Below are 14742 nucleotides of genomic sequence, written 5' to 3'. Positions count from 1 at the left end.
GTCTGTATTCGATGTTTCAATGGTATCGATGCTAAAATTTTATATAAAGGTAAGGATTCAAAAAACAACAAGAACGAGGCCGTATTCATATTGAAAACTCGGCCTCGTTTATTAAAAAACGATTATCTCGTAGTATACCCTCCATTGGCAAAGATGGTTTGCCCGGTAATCCACCAACCGTCAGTGGCCAAGAACTTGACGATGGGAACAATGTCTTCTATAACCGTCAGAAAACCGTTCATGGCTTGAGATTTGTGAAATTCAACTCGTTCAGGGGTTTCCTGTCCGTAAAAGAAAGGAGTGTCCATGGGTCCAGGGCCTATGGCAGTAACAGAGATGCCTTTTGTGCCAAATTCTTTGGCCGCTGCTCTGGTAAAGTGCTCTACAGGAGCCTTGGCTCCGGCATAAGTGGAATACCCGTCGGTAAACGCAGCGAGTAAGGAGGTGACTATAGTGATGATCTTTCCGTCTTTTTCCAGGTTTTTACCTGCTTCTTTGATGAAAAAGTAAGCTGCTTTGGAATTGATTCCAAACATGGTGTCATAGTCTTCTTCAGAAGTGTCGGCAATGGGCTTTCTGAGGACCATGCCTACGGTATTGATGGCAATATCCACTCTTCCGAATTCCGCTTTAGCTGTCTGAAAGAGTTTGACGACATTGTCGGGTTTGGTGAGGTCGGCTTGAAAAAGTACTGCCTTACGCCCCAGTGCTTCTACCTCTTTCTTGGTCTCTTCTGCAGCTTGTCGAGTTGCATCGCTGTTGTAATGAATAAGTATGTCCGATCCTTCCTTGGCAAATGATGTGCTTATAAGTCCACCGAGGTTTTTCGCACCCCCGGCAACGATAGTTACTTTGTCTTTTAATGCAATTTTAGCCATAATAAATAGTGTTTAAATTAGAATTAGGACTAAAATTATCAGATACAGACTGAATATTCGTTCAGTATTTATTAAAAAAATGTTAAAGGAATTTTTAGCTTTTTTTAATGGAATCCCAGGCCATTTGCAGGAATTGCTCTTTGAGTTTGTAGTCTATGTGTATTTGCAGTTCGGATGCACATTTCAGCCAGTAACACACCGAGCCGAAAACAAAATAAGTGAGATGAGATGCTTTCAGGTTTTTGAAGAGTTTTTGTTTTAACCCCTTGGTATACATTTCATCGAAGGGGTAAAAGCGAGACATGGCTTCCTGCTGTGTTTTTTTTTCAATAATAGGCGAGAAGGCATACTGACTTATAAAGTTGAACTTGAGCGGATTTTGTAAGAAAAAATCGATCATACGGCTGTAGAAATCCCAAAAGGTATCTTTTACGTCTTTATGAGAGCCGTAGTTCACAAACACAACTTCGGCTTCTTCTGTCTTTATCATTACATAAATACCGTTTACGATATCTTCTTTACTCCTGAAGCGTTTGTATATGCTCCCCATGCCCACTTCTGCATGCTCTGCAATCTGCGACATAGGGGTGTGTTGGAGTCCTTGCTCGATAATCAGGTTGAGGGCGCTTCGAAGTATTCTTTCTCGTTTTTCCATCAAGGGAATTTTTGCTAATCGTTTTGAGCGATAGACAAAGGTATTTCTTTTTTTGTTTTGGGCGCTAAGTGTAGGAGGGTAGTCAAAACTGCTCCTATCTGTTTCTGGAGTTTTAAGAGATTAAAGCAAGTCTAATACTCTCTCTAAAGCCATTCCTCGAGATCCTTTTATCAGTAAAGTTTTTCCAGGTATTCCTCTTTGGAGGATATGTGATTTCAGGCTCTCAAAATCTCGAAATTTTTGGTGTTCCGATTTTGTTTTCGAAAAATGCTCTCCTACCAAAAAGACCTCATATCCCGAAAGTCCGACAAGCCGATCGGCTATGTACTGGTGTTCGACCGCAGATTCTTCACCCAGTTCAAACATATCACCCAATATCATCGTTTTATCGGGATAGGGTAAAGTAGTGAAGTTCTCTATAGCCAATTGCATACTGCTGGGATTGGCATTGTAGGCGTCGAGAATTATTTTTTTTTCGTTTTTTTCCACAATCTGAGAGCGATTGTCAGAAGGGATATAAGAGGCTATGGCTTTTTCTATGTCATTGTCAGACACGCCAAAATAGGTGCCAATAGTAATAGCTGCCGCAATGTTGTTGAAATTGTAACGCCCAATAAGAGCAGATGAGATCTCTTTGTTTTTGTACTGAAGAGAGACAAAAGGGGAGGCCTTGTTGAAAGTAATAGTGACTTCTGTATTTTCAGTAGCGCTGTATCCAAAGGTGTGTGAGTAGTTTTTTAATTTTTCTAGCTGTATGTCGTCGTCGGCATTGTAGAAAACGAGTTTCTCTTGTTTTATCAGGTATTGATACAATTCGCTTTTGCCTCTAATCACGCCTTCAGCACTTCCAAAACCTTCCAGATGGGCCTTGCCAAAGTTGGTGATATATCCGTAGTCGGGTTCTGCTATGGCACATAAGGCGTCGATTTCGCCTAGGTGATTGGCCCCCATTTCTACTACCCCAATCTCAGTGTCCTTGTTCATCGACAGCAGTGTAAGGGGTACCCCTATGTGATTGTTGAGATTGCCTTTGGTGGCTACGGTTCGAAATTTTTGAGAGAGCACCGTGTATATGAGCTCTTTGGTGGTGGTCTTTCCGTTACTACCGGTAAGGGCTATTACGGGGAGAGCGAGTTGTTTTCTGTGGTAATGAGCCAGTTGCTGTAAACTTGTTAAGACATTGTCTGTCAGTATCGTTTTTTCATCGATATAATAGTCGTCCTCGTCTATGACTGCATAGGCGGCTCCCTTTTTCAGGGCTTGTGCCGCATAGGTATTACCGTTAAAACGATCGCCTTTTAGAGCGAAAAAGAGATCTCCTTTTTCGAGCTTTCGAGTGTCGGTACACACCTTGTTGCACGACAGGTAAATTTGGTAGAGTGTCTCGATATTCATATTGTAAAAATAACAAAAAGCCCCGACCTTTTTACAGTGTCAGGGCTGTGGTTGAATATTTTTCTGGCAATGACTATTGTGTCGGTCTCTTGCGCTTGAATTTTGATTTTGAACCTACTCTCGACATGGCGCATCGGAACCCGATGTAATCGGTAGCCATGTATTGAGGGAAGTATCTTCTCTGAGCTGGATCTAGCCAATATGCTCGGTCTCTCCACGAACCGCCTTTGTACACTCGAACATCATCGCCTATAAGTGTGGTTCTGCGATTAGACCTGTCGTATTCCAGTATCATATTTCCTTCCCCGTCTGTCTCTATACTGTGCTGGGGCGAATTGTACATAGAGTGGGTGTCGCTGGCATCGGCAATAGAATCGCCCTGGTAAAACTGGTTGAAATAACGCGAAGAGCTAAGGTCTCCATCACGGTAATTGCGGTTGTCACTACGCGAAAAATTTGGACGTAAATACGTGTCTTCTTCACTTATGGGAACTTCGACAACCTGTCCGGGAAGTTTTTTGGCTATGATTTTACCATTAGGAAGGGTGTCGTATAGTACCTGATTTGGGTCTAATATACTCACCGTACCGTCGTCGTTTATAGCTGTTTTGGTGTAAACATTACCTCTGTAATAATTGAAGTCATTAGCCTCGTCATCCACTACTGGTCGGTATACATCGGCAACCCATTCTGCTACATTTCCCGCCATATCGTAAAGACCAAAATCGTTGGGAGGGTACGATTTTACCTGGGCAGTGATATCAGCCCCGTCGTCAGACCATCCTGCTATACCACCGTAATCTCCTCGTCCCTGTTTGAAATTGGCGAGCTGGTCGCCACGAGCCGATTTTTTGGTAGATCGGGTGTACTCTCCGTCCCATGGATATTTCTTTCTTCCTCTGATATTGTTGTATTCCCGTTTTCCTACTATGGCAATGGCAGCGTATTCCCATTCTGCTTCGGTAGGCAGTCGGTAACCCGGAAGTATAACTCCGCTAGTGAGATTGGCGAAGACGTCAGTGCTGTCTTCCTCTTTTTTTCTGTCTCCCTGAACACTGTCTATTTGTCCGCCATAAACTTTGTTGGGATCCATCAGGTAAGTTTTTGTGCTGAAAGCACCACTCATTTCGCCCGAAGCTACCTTGTTTTTGGTGCCGTCGGCAATGTATCCTTCCTGTTCTAAGTACATTTCGTTTACGCGGTCAGTACGCCATTCGCTAAACTGAACTGCTTGTATCCAGTTGACGCCTACTACCGGATAGTTGGCATAGGCCGGATGACGAAGGTAATTGTTTGTCATCACCTCGTTAAAACCCAGTCTGTTTCTCCACACCATGGTGTCGGGAAGGGCTCCTGCGTATACGTTTTCATACATAGGTGTGCCTGGAGGAAATACTCTCTTGAGCCAATCCAGATACTCTAAGTACATAAGGTTGGTAACCTCAGTTTCGTCCATATAAAATGATTGCACATGCTGTTGGGTAGGGGTGTTGTTCCAATCGTGCATCACATCGTCTTGCACCTTGCCCATGGTAAAAGTACCTCCTTCTATAAATACTAGCCCGGGTGCTGTTTCTTGTTCCTTAAAATTGGTGTTGTACTGAAAGCTCCCTTCGCCATTATTTATCCTCCATCCGGTGGCTCTCGAAGTGTTCTTATAGTCGGATTTTGAGTTTTTACAGCCCGTAAATCCGCTTGTAAGAAGCAGTAACAATACCAATGATCTAAAATTAATCTTCATAGAAAAAAAGATTTGTGTTGTCTCCAGAAATATGCGTGCAATATAGTAATTAACGATATAATTTTACTTTTAAGTAGGCTACTTTTTATAAACCAACCACAATAAGACATTTGTAATAACGTTTTACACCTCTTATTATTATACTTTATGCCGAAATACTTCTGCTTCGGATGTCTGGTGTAAAACACCTGATATTCCCGCTCAAAGATCATTTTGCAGTCTGTAGAGATGTAGTTTGCCCGAGTTCATTATATTTGTTGCTCAACTACCTAAATTTTAGCATGAAAAAAATAACTGCTTTAATACTTCTAGCTCTTTTTGTTAAACAACCATCTTTAAATGCGCAATCACGTGATTATCGGCCGATTGTTCCTGCTATGCCATTTCTTTTAGTGGCCTCTGATGCACGATCGTCGGGTATGGCCGATATAGGGGTGGCTACCGCTCCGGATACCTATTCACAACAGTGGAACCCTGCCAAATACGTGTTTTCAGAACAGGAGTATGGGGTGGGAGTGAGTTACACTCCTTATCTCACCCAGCTTGTCGATGATATGGGTTTACTCAATCTCAATTTTTACAAGCGTACCAGTAATCGCAGTGCTTTTGCTTTTAGTTTGAGATATTACGGATTGGGAGGGTTTGAATTCAGGCAAACCGCATTAGATCCTGCTCGCCAGGTGAAACCAAACGAACTCGCTTTAGACGGTTCGTATTCCCTGAAGTTGAGCGAACAGTTCTCTATGGCAGTAGCGGGGCGTTATCTTCGTTCAGATCTCCGACTTACCGAAGTAGCCGGAAGTGCAGATGCCAGAGCAGCCAATTCTTTTGCAGTCGATATAGCTGGATATTACCAGTCGCCCGAACTGGTGTACGACAAGTTTAACGGAAGATGGCGCGGAGGTTTTAATATCTCTAATATTGGTCCTAAAATCAGCTATAGCAGCGACCGTACTCAAGAGGAGTTTTTGCCTACAAATCTGAAAGTAGGTGGCAGCTTCGATTTTATTTTCGATCCCGACAACAGAATCACCGCTGCGATAGAATTTAATAAACTATTGGTTCCAACCCCCTCCGATTCTAATGGTGACGGATGGGTTAATATGGAAGATGACTATTACAATAAGGGATTTGTAAACGGTATGTTCGGTTCGTTTGGCGATGCGCCGGGTGGATTTGGAGAGGAATTGAAAGAAGTTAGCTGGGCTCTGGGTGGTGAGTATGTGTATCAGGATGCTTTTGCTTTGCGCACGGGCTACTTTAATGAAAGTAACGACAAAGGTGGACGAAAGTTTTTTTCGCTCGGTGTCGGCTTTACTTATAATTGGGCTACCATAGATATCTCCTATTTGTTTTCTACTTCAAGGATAGAGAATCCGCTCGAAAATACACTTCGCTTTTCACTCCGATTCAATTTCGGTGATGATTTTGTCGAGTTTTAGCGATAATTCGCAATTTCTCTGAGAAGAGGGGGCTTGATAAATACAGTTTCCGTATATTGTTGTGATAATGAGCTTCGCTCGATTGTAGATGGTTTTGAAATATTGATTCATGAAAGAAATAGAGATCACTTCGCACCTTGTAGTGTACGACGGAATAGAAGAACTTCCGGAAGCAGCCAGAGAACTCATGCAAAAAGCCGTAGAGGCGCGTAAAAAAGCATATGCTCCTTACTCCAAATTTAAGGTCGGGGCAGCTTTGTTGTTAAACAATGGAGAAGTGGTCATCGGTAGCAATCAGGAAAATGCATCATACCCTTCCGGACTTTGTGCCGAGAGAGTCGCTGTATTTCAGGCCGGTGCTCGGTTTCCGGATGCTGAGATAGAACTCTTGGCGATATCGGCAGCTTCAGACCGGCGTACAGTGCTCACTCCTGTGCCTCCTTGCGGAGCCTGTAGGCAAAGTCTTTCCGAATACGAAGTGAAGCAGAAAAGCCCTTTACAACTCTATTTTATGGGAGAGACAGGAAAGGTGGTTAAGGCGCCTTCTGTGGGCGATTTGCTGCCCCTTGTGTTCGACAAGGAAAGTCTGTGACTTTCGGAAGGGTAGGGCAGGGGGAATATCGCTGGCTTTTTTTTGGAAATCGATTTAACAAAAAAGGAAAATAAAACTCCGCATTTCATTTTTTCCCTTTTGCCGAAAATATTACTTTTGTAGCTTGCAATTGAAAAATACCACAAATAGCATAACTTTGGGTGCTGTATCGATTTTTGAAGTAAGTTGAAGTATTCGGAGAAAACTGCCTAGTAGCTGATGGTCTGAAGGCGTTTTTTACAATCGCGTAATACTGAATACGATGAAGCACACAGGCTGTGATCGTTAAAAAATTAAACACATGAAAAAGATTACTAAAGAGGTGTACCTCAAGTGGTACGAGGATATGTTGTTCTGGAGAAAGTTTGAAGATAAACTGGCTGCAGTGTATATTCAACAGAAAGTGAGAGGTTTTCTTCACCTGTACAACGGGCAGGAAGCGGTATTGGCCGGATCGTTGCACGCTATGGATCTTTCTAAAGACAAAATGATTACCGCTTATCGAAATCACGTACAACCCATCGGTATGGGAGTAGATCCGCGAAAGGTGATGGCAGAGCTCTACGGGAAAGGTACAGGTACTTCTCAGGGATTGGGAGGATCGATGCATATTTTCTCGAAGGAAAAAGGTTTTTACGGCGGTCACGGTATAGTGGGAGGACAAATACCTCTTGGTGCCGGATTGGCATTTGCAGATAAATATTTTAAAAGAGACGCAGTAACCCTGTGCTATATGGGAGATGGAGCTGTGAGGCAAGGATCGTTACACGAAACCTTCAACCTGGCTATGTTGTGGCAGTTACCGGTGGTGTTTGTCTGCGAAAATAACGGATATGCTATGGGTACCTCAGTAGCCCGTACAGCACATACTACCGATATATACAAACTCGGATTGGGTTATGAAATGCCTTGTGGTGCGGTAGACGGCATGAACCCTGTAAAAGTAGCCGAAGCCATGGACGAGGCTATACAAAGAGCGAGAAGTGGTGGCGGACCTACATTCTTGGAGATGAAAACCTACCGTTATCGAGGGCATTCTATGAGTGATGCACAGCACTACAGAACCAAAGAAGAAGTAGAAGAATACAAGAAGATAGATCCTATAACTCAGGTGTTGGATGTAATCAAAGAAAAGAAATATGCCAGCGACAAAGAGATTGCAGCTATCGATAAGAGAGTAAAAGACAAGGTAGCAGAATGTGAGAAGTTTGCTGAAGAATCACCGTATCCAGATAAAAATGTGATGTATGATGTGGTGTATGCACAAGAAGATTATCCGTTTTTATCTCATAAATTATAATTCTTATGGCTGAAGTAATTAATATGCCGAGATTGAGCGATACCATGGAAGAAGGTGTCGTGGCAAAATGGTTGAAAAAAGTAGGAGATAAAGTAGAAGAAGGCGATATCCTGGCCGAGATAGAGACCGACAAAGCTACGATGGAATTTGAGTCGTTCTATTCCGGTACGCTTTTGCATATAGGAATAGAAGAAGGAGATGGAGCCCCAGTAGATACCCTTTTGGCCATAATCGGAGAAGAAGGAGAAGATATTTCAGGATTGTTACAACAATCCCCCCAATCCCCGGTAGGGACGCAGCATGCTGCGTCCCCACAACCTGTTCCTGCATCCCCACAGGCTGTTCCTGCATCCCCACAGGCTGGTTCTGCATCTCCACAGGCAGAAATCCCCGAGGGTGTAGAGATTGTAACCATGCCTCGTCTCAGCGATACCATGGAAGAAGGTACTGTGGCGAGCTGGATAAAGAAGCAGGGTGACAAGGTGGAAGAAGGCGATATTCTGGCCGAGATCGAGACGGATAAAGCTACGATGGAATTTGAGTCGTTCTATTCCGGAACCCTATTGCATATAGGAATACAGGAAGGAGAATCTGCCCCTGTAGATGCTGTATTGGCAATTATAGGCCCTGAAGGAACCGATGTGAACGCCGTATTGGCCGCCGCAGGAACCGGCGGAAATCAATCTACCCCCGCCCCCGTAGAGACGCAGCATGCTGTTGTGGAGACGCAGCATGCTGCGTCTCTACAAGGAGAATCAGCAGCTGAAGCAACCCAATCCAATGGAAGGATTTTTGCATCGCCTCTAGCTAAGAAAATGGCCCAGGAGAAGGGAATTGACCTTTCGCGAGTAAAGGGAAGCGGAGAGAACGGAAGGATAGTCAAAAAAGATATTGAAGAGTATAAAGAGGTAGCAGCACCAGTTGCTGCTCAAGCATCTAAAGAACAGGCCTCAACTGTCCAGGCTATGCCTTTTGTGCCTGCTGGAGAAGAGAGCATCGAAGAGTTGAAAAACTCACAGATGAGGAAAACCATCGCCAAACGCTTGGCAGAATCCAAGTTTACCGCACCGCATTACTATCTTACTATAGAGGTAGATATGGACAATGCCATAGCTTCTAGAGGACAGATTAATGCCTTGCCTGATACCAAGGTCTCTTTCAACGATATGGTTGTAAAGGCATGTGCTATGGCACTGAAAAAACACCCGCAGGTAAACACTTCTTGGAAAGGGGATGTCACAGTTTACAATCACCATGTACATGTGGGGGTAGCAGTAGCGGTAGAAGACGGACTGGTAGTTCCTGTGCTGCGCTTTACCGATCAGATGAGTTTATCACAAATCGGAGCACAAGTAAAAGAACTCGCCGGAAAGGCAAGAAATAAAAAACTGACCCCTCAAGAGATGGAGGGAAGTACCTTTACAGTGTCCAATCTCGGGATGTTTGGTATACAGGAGTTTACTTCTATAATCAATCAACCCAATTCTGCCATTCTCTCGGTGGGAGCTATCGTTCAGAAGCCAGTGGTAAAAGACGGGCAGGTAGTTGTTGGGAATACGATGAAAGTAACACTTGCCTGCGATCACCGTACTGTTGATGGCGCTACAGGGGCACAATTCTTGCAAACCCTACAGCACTATCTGGAAAATCCGGTAACCATGCTCGCTTAACAAGCGGAAATTAACATAAATTAAAGGATCCCGTTTCCCGTTTTACATACGGAAACGGGTTTTTTTGTATATTTTAGCGAGTGAATTCTTTGTAACTATCTACAAGGGGCAAAATGATTTAGCATATGAAAAAATATTTTTATTCCGCTGCCTTATGCTGCAGTGTGATTGCCGGATTAAACGCACAGGCCACACAAACCGTTGAAGGCTATAAAGTAAAAGCCGATGATGTCAGGGCAACTTTGGAGTATTTGGCGTCCGACGAATTACAAGGGCGAGATACGGGAAGTCCGGGAATTGAAAAGGCGGCGCAGTTTATAGAAGGAGTGTTTTCTGAGCACGGAATAAAGCCTTATTATGACAGTTATCGGGATACGCTCGACAATTTTGAGAAACCAGCCTACAATATAGTGGGCTATCTCGAAGGTAACGATCCCGAATTAAAAGATGAATATATCATCATAGGCGCTCATTACGATCACGTTGGGATGCTGGCCGAAGGTGAAGGAGGCGATTTTATCGCCAACGGAGCCAACGACAATGCTTCAGGCACCACCGGAGTGTTGGAACTGGCCAAATATTTCGGAGAACACAAAACTAATAAGAGAAGCCTGATGTTTGTGCTGTTCTCCGCCGAAGAGAAGGGGCTACTCGGCTCACGTCACCTCGCTAGAGAATTGCGAAAAGAAAAGCTAAAGCTGTATACTATGGTTAATCTCGAAATGATAGGAGTGCCCATGACAGCCGATTACACGGCTTATATCACAGGTTATAAGGAGAGCAATATGGCTGCAAAGATCAATGAGTACGCGGGAAAAGAACTGGTAGGTTTCTTAGAGCGAGCAAAGGAATTTCAATTGTTTAAGCGGTCGGACAATTATCCGTTTTTTCTGGAATTCAATGTGCCTTCACAAACCCTGTGTACTTTCGATTTTACTAATTTTGAACACTATCACAAGGTTGGAGATGAGTTCGCTTTAATGGATGTAGACCATATGACAGCTTTTATCAGTGATGTGATTCCGGTTTTAGAAAAAATGGCTAATGCCTCCTCACAAGAGATTGTGCTCACAGGAGAATAGGGCAATAAATAGTTTTAATCAAATTTACTCAGGTGAAAAACGTCATTATTACCGGAACGAGTAGAGGAATAGGTCTTGAACTTGCCAAAAACTTTGCCGAAGCAGGGCATAAGGTACTTGCGCTCTCCAGGAATAGCGAGCCGATTAGGGCTTTAAAACATTCGAATATTACTGCCTTTAGCTTCGACCTTTCGTCAGCAGTCGATTTTGGAAAGCTTGAATCGCATATCGCCGAATCGTGGAACGGTCGGGTAGATATTCTAATCAACAATGCCGGAAAACTGGTAAACAAGCCTTTTGCGACTATCTCTCGCGAAGAGTTTGAAGCGGTGTACAGCGTCAATGTCTTTGGGGTAGCCACTATGATACAAAAGGTGTTGCCCTTTATGGCTTCAGAAGGACACATAGTAAACATCAGTAGTATGGGAGGCGTGCAGGGCAGTGTTAAATTTCCCGGACTTGCAGCATACAGCTCGGCCAAAGCAGCTGTGATAACTCTTACCGAGTTGTTGGCTGAAGAGTACAAAGAAACGGGACCATCTTTCAACGTGCTGGCCTTGGGGGCAGTACAGACTGAAATGCTGGAAGAGGCCTTTCCGGGATACAAAGCACCCCTGTCGCCCACAGAGATGGCAGCGTATATATTTGATTTTGCATTAAAAGGCAATGCGTACTACAACGGCAAGCTCTTACAGGTTTCCAGTACTACGCCCTAGCGAACAAAGTATTGAAATAGCGATATTGAAAGCATTTCATATCATAAAACGGTGAGCATTGAAAGACATACTCGGTAAATATATTCCCGATCGTGCCGTAACACCTTGTTTTGAGCTTATAAAGTATCACGGAGTGTACTTAAAGATCGTCAATGAAAGGGTTAGTAGACACGGCGATTACAGACGGCTATCCGGAGGAGGGCATCAGATCACTGTAAATGCCAGTCTCAACAAATATCGTTTTCTTATCACCCTCATTCACGAAATAGCGCATTTGGTGGCGTTTAAAGAATTTGGCAGTACTATAAAACCACATGGGAACGAATGGAAGCGGGTGTTTCAGAAGTTGATGCTGCCTTTTATCAACCCGGCGGTTTTTCCGGATGAGTTATTGCCGCTTCTGGCTCGTCATTTTCGCAACCCAAAAGCAAGTAGCGATACCGATGCCGTCCTTTCGTTGGCGCTAAAACAGTACGACCCTGATAACGATAAAAACTTTATATTTGAACTTCCTCACGGAAGCCTGTTTCGCATATACAATGGGCGAATTTTTAGAAAAGGAAACCGAAAGATAAAGCGGTACGAATGTGTAGAAGTGGCCTCGGGAAGAGTGTACCTCTTTAACCCGAATGCTGAAGTAGAACTGATCCCGGGCTGAGTTTGAGTGAGAACCACAGAAGACGGGATTTAAAACTGACGATATTGAGTAAGAATTATTACGCCATATTGATGGCCGGAGGTGTCGGCTCGCGTTTCTGGCCAGTGAGTACAACGGAATTCCCCAAGCAATTCCACGATATGTTGGGAACGGGAGAGACCTTGATACAGACTACTTTCAGGAGACTTAGCCGCATTATTCCTGAGGAGAATATACTGATACTTACAAATGAGCGGTATAAGGATTTGGTCTTAGATCAATTACCCAAGGCCAACCCCGGACAATTGTTGTTGGAGCCAGCGATGAGAAATACCGCTCCCTGCATTCTCTACGCTTCTATGAAAGTACAGAAAGAAAACCCTAATGCAGTAGTTTTGGTTGCGCCCAGCGACCATTGGATTGAACAGGAAGATCGCTTTGCCGACGATGTAAAGCGATGCTTCGAGGCTTGTAAGGAAAGAGATATTCTGATGACATTGGGTATCAAACCCTCTTTTCCAAATACGGGCTATGGCTATATAAAGTACGATATACACGAGGGGGGAGACGAAGAGATAAAAAAGGTTTCTGATTTTACGGAAAAACCCTCGTACGAAGTGGCGAGAAGGTTTGTGAAAGAAGGAAATTACCTATGGAATGCGGGGATATTTGTGTGGAGCGTAAATAGTATATTGCAGGCATTTAAAGAATTTCAGCCAGACATGTACGCCTTGTTTTCCAAGGGTATACCCCGATACAATACGCTGGCAGAGCGAAGATTTATCAATAAAAACTACGCTAAGGCAGAAAACATATCAATAGATTACGCCATTCTGGAGCGGTCAAACCATATACATGTATTGCCAGCAAGCTTCGATTGGAACGATCTCGGGACATGGGGGTCGCTTTACGACAAACTTCCTAAAGACGAAGACGGTAACGCCGTAATCAATGCGCGTACATTGACACTGAATGCAGAAAATAATATGATACGCACAACCGGAAAAAAACTGGTTGTAGTAGATGGATTGGACGATTTTATTATAGTAGAAAAAAAGAAAGTGTTGCTTATCTATCCCAAGCAAAAAGAACAGGATATCAAAGAAGTTCTCTTGAGTGTAAAAGAGAAGTTTGGAGAAGAATTAATCTAGAAAGGGATGGAAGAACAGCCAAAGCAGTCCGGACAAACTGAAGCCGATGACGGCGCAGCTAAGAATAGTAAAGAGAAAGTAAAAAGGGATTTTTCGGGACTTTTAGACAGTCTGAAAGTGTTTTTTGGCGAACTCCTCGATATCAGGTCGAATACCGATCAGGAAACGACCATTCAGCACATCAAAGAGGATATTCCAATAAAAGGGCACAATTCTTGGATTCTGATATGTTCCATATTTATCGCATCCGTCGGTCTTAATGCCAACTCATCCGCAGTCGTTATCGGAGCGATGTTGATATCTCCACTTATGGGACCTATCTTAGGTATGGGAATGTCTATCGCTATCAATGATGTAGATACCTTGCGCAGGTCGATAAAGAACTTTCTGGTAATGGTGGGGCTCAGCATTCTTACGGCCTTTTTGTTTTTTCGATTTTTCCCCCTTAGGGACGAATCTTCCGAATTGTTGGCTCGTACAGCACCAGACATACGCGATGTGCTTATCGCATTTTTTGGCGGACTTGCATTGGTGATTGCAAGGGCGAAAAGGGGAACTATAGCCAGTGTGATATTCGGAGTGGCTATTGCTACGGCTCTGATGCCTCCGCTTTGTACCGTAGGCTTTGGTCTGGCTATAGGCAATTGGGATTATGCCAGTGGAGCTCTATATCTCTTTCTTATCAATACCATTTTTATAGGATTGGCTACGTTTCTGGTACTTAAAATACTTAGGTTTCCGATGGTGAGATATGTCAATTCGGCTCGGAGGAGAATGATCTCTAGAATAGCTTCTCTTATTGCTATCATCGTCATGATTCCTGCGGGATATACCTTTTTTAAGGTGTGGAAGGAGTCCAGGTTTAGGAATGATGCACGCAAATTCATACACACGGTCGTGGCTCCGTATCAGTTTTCAAAAGGGGGGATGTTTATAGAAAACCTTTCGGAGGTAAATTACAACGAAGACGGAAATTCCAGTATAGAATTGGTCTTTATGGGTGATGAAGTCATTCCGAAAAATGTGATCGACACTTGGAAGAACCAGAAAGAATCGGAATATCCCGTGCTTAGGGATGCAAAACTGCATATTGTACAAGGAGGGCAAAGTGATTCAGAACGGAAATACAACTACGTACAAGAACTGTACGAATCCAGCAAAAGAGAACTCGTCAATAATGAAACCAAGATACGCCTGCTCGAAACTGAAGTAGAACGCTTGCAAAAATTGACTTATAATATCAATTTTATCACCCTTAGTGAGGAGGTAAAAGTATTGTATGAGGGAGTAGAATTTTTTGGTTTTTCAAACGAAATACGAACGGATTTTTCCAAAACAGACACTATTCCCGCCTTTAGCGTCAGTTGGAAGAAAGATATATCCCCGGCACAGCGAGAAAAAGAATTGGACAAACTGAAAAAATGGCTGGTACTGAAAACAGCTAACGACAAACTGGAAATAAAAGAACTCAATTAGATTTTTT

General features: G+C 43.4%; 13 protein-coding genes. 9 read left to right on the top strand and 4 right to left on the bottom strand.

The window, feature by feature from the left end:
• Positions 1-122: 122 nt before the first annotated feature.
• The 4 genes from ACYZZR_RS01485 to gldJ all read right to left on the bottom strand — a co-directional run bounded on the left by ACYZZR_RS01485 (position 123) and on the right by gldJ (position 4669).
• Positions 123-878, bottom strand: a complete 756-nt coding sequence (locus ACYZZR_RS01485) for an SDR family oxidoreductase (protein WP_461532215.1) — start codon at positions 876-878, stop codon at positions 123-125.
• Positions 879-972: 94 nt separating this feature from the next.
• Complete coding sequence (locus ACYZZR_RS01480) at positions 973-1533, bottom strand: TetR/AcrR family transcriptional regulator (RefSeq protein WP_461532214.1); 561 nt, start codon at positions 1531-1533, stop codon at positions 973-975.
• A gap of 120 nt (positions 1534-1653) precedes the next feature.
• On the bottom strand, positions 1654-2928 hold the full coding sequence (locus ACYZZR_RS01475) for a UDP-N-acetylmuramoyl-tripeptide--D-alanyl-D-alanine ligase (protein ID WP_461532213.1): 1275 nt from the start codon (positions 2926-2928) through the stop codon (positions 1654-1656).
• A gap of 73 nt (positions 2929-3001) precedes the next feature.
• A complete protein-coding gene (gldJ, locus tag ACYZZR_RS01470; protein WP_461532212.1) occupies positions 3002-4669 on the bottom strand; it encodes a gliding motility lipoprotein GldJ in 1668 nt (555 codons plus the stop codon).
• A 281-nt stretch (positions 4670-4950) separates the two neighbouring features.
• On the opposite strand from gldJ, the gene porV reads away from it, so the two are divergent.
• From porV to ACYZZR_RS01425, 9 genes are all read left to right on the top strand, one after another.
• Entirely contained in the window at positions 4951-6111 is a 1161-nt protein-coding gene (gene porV, locus ACYZZR_RS01465; protein WP_461532211.1) for a type IX secretion system outer membrane channel protein PorV, read from the top strand.
• Between the two features lie 109 nt (positions 6112-6220).
• Positions 6221-6703, top strand: a complete 483-nt coding sequence (gene cdd, locus ACYZZR_RS01460) for a cytidine deaminase (RefSeq protein WP_461532210.1) — start codon at positions 6221-6223, stop codon at positions 6701-6703.
• A 301-nt stretch (positions 6704-7004) separates the two neighbouring features.
• Complete coding sequence (gene pdhA / locus ACYZZR_RS01455) at positions 7005-8003, top strand: pyruvate dehydrogenase (acetyl-transferring) E1 component subunit alpha (RefSeq protein ID WP_461532209.1); 999 nt, start codon at positions 7005-7007, stop codon at positions 8001-8003.
• 5 nt (positions 8004-8008) lie between these two features.
• Positions 8009-9673: a pyruvate dehydrogenase complex dihydrolipoamide acetyltransferase gene (locus ACYZZR_RS01450; RefSeq protein ID WP_461532208.1), complete on the top strand. Its 1665-nt coding sequence runs from the start codon at positions 8009-8011 to the stop codon at positions 9671-9673.
• A gap of 125 nt (positions 9674-9798) precedes the next feature.
• Complete coding sequence (locus ACYZZR_RS01445) at positions 9799-10755, top strand: M28 family metallopeptidase (RefSeq protein ID WP_461532207.1); 957 nt, start codon at positions 9799-9801, stop codon at positions 10753-10755.
• Between the two features lie 32 nt (positions 10756-10787).
• Positions 10788-11471: an SDR family NAD(P)-dependent oxidoreductase gene (locus ACYZZR_RS01440; RefSeq protein WP_461532206.1), complete on the top strand. Its 684-nt coding sequence runs from the start codon at positions 10788-10790 to the stop codon at positions 11469-11471.
• A gap of 58 nt (positions 11472-11529) precedes the next feature.
• Positions 11530-12129 (top strand): SprT-like domain-containing protein, encoded by a 600-nt coding sequence (locus ACYZZR_RS01435; RefSeq protein ID WP_461532205.1) that lies wholly within the window; start codon positions 11530-11532, stop codon positions 12127-12129.
• A 44-nt stretch (positions 12130-12173) separates the two neighbouring features.
• On the top strand, positions 12174-13259 hold the full coding sequence (locus ACYZZR_RS01430) for a mannose-1-phosphate guanylyltransferase (protein ID WP_461532204.1): 1086 nt from the start codon (positions 12174-12176) through the stop codon (positions 13257-13259).
• 6 nt (positions 13260-13265) lie between these two features.
• Positions 13266-14735, top strand: coding sequence for a TIGR00341 family protein (locus ACYZZR_RS01425; protein ID WP_461532203.1), 1470 nt, complete (start codon positions 13266-13268; stop codon positions 14733-14735).
• Positions 14736-14742 lie beyond the last annotated feature (7 nt).

Source organism: Sinomicrobium sp. (assembly GCA_029266035.1).
Lineage (GTDB): Bacteria > Bacteroidota > Bacteroidia > Flavobacteriales > Flavobacteriaceae > Sinomicrobium.
This window is presented reverse-complemented; position numbering and strand designations above follow the sequence as displayed.

What these genes read in the sequence shown, in the direction of transcription:
- ACYZZR_RS01485 (WP_461532215.1), bottom strand. Translation starts at nt 878, where the DNA reads ATGGCTAAAATTGCATTAAAAGACAAAGTAACTATCGTTGCCGGGGGT.
- ACYZZR_RS01480 (WP_461532214.1), bottom strand. Translation starts at nt 1,533, where the DNA reads ATGGAAAAACGAGAAAGAATACTTCGAAGCGCCCTCAACCTGATTATC.
- ACYZZR_RS01475 (WP_461532213.1), bottom strand. Translation starts at nt 2,928, where the DNA reads ATGAATATCGAGACACTCTACCAAATTTACCTGTCGTGCAACAAGGTG.
- gldJ (WP_461532212.1), bottom strand. Translation starts at nt 4,669, where the DNA reads ATGAAGATTAATTTTAGATCATTGGTATTGTTACTGCTTCTTACAAGC.
- porV (WP_461532211.1), top strand. Translation starts at nt 4,951, where the DNA reads ATGAAAAAAATAACTGCTTTAATACTTCTAGCTCTTTTTGTTAAACAA.
- cdd (WP_461532210.1), top strand. Translation starts at nt 6,221, where the DNA reads ATGAAAGAAATAGAGATCACTTCGCACCTTGTAGTGTACGACGGAATA.
- pdhA (WP_461532209.1), top strand. Translation starts at nt 7,005, where the DNA reads ATGAAAAAGATTACTAAAGAGGTGTACCTCAAGTGGTACGAGGATATG.
- ACYZZR_RS01450 (WP_461532208.1), top strand. Translation starts at nt 8,009, where the DNA reads ATGGCTGAAGTAATTAATATGCCGAGATTGAGCGATACCATGGAAGAA.
- ACYZZR_RS01445 (WP_461532207.1), top strand. Translation starts at nt 9,799, where the DNA reads ATGAAAAAATATTTTTATTCCGCTGCCTTATGCTGCAGTGTGATTGCC.
- ACYZZR_RS01425 (WP_461532203.1), top strand. Translation starts at nt 13,266, where the DNA reads ATGGAAGAACAGCCAAAGCAGTCCGGACAAACTGAAGCCGATGACGGC.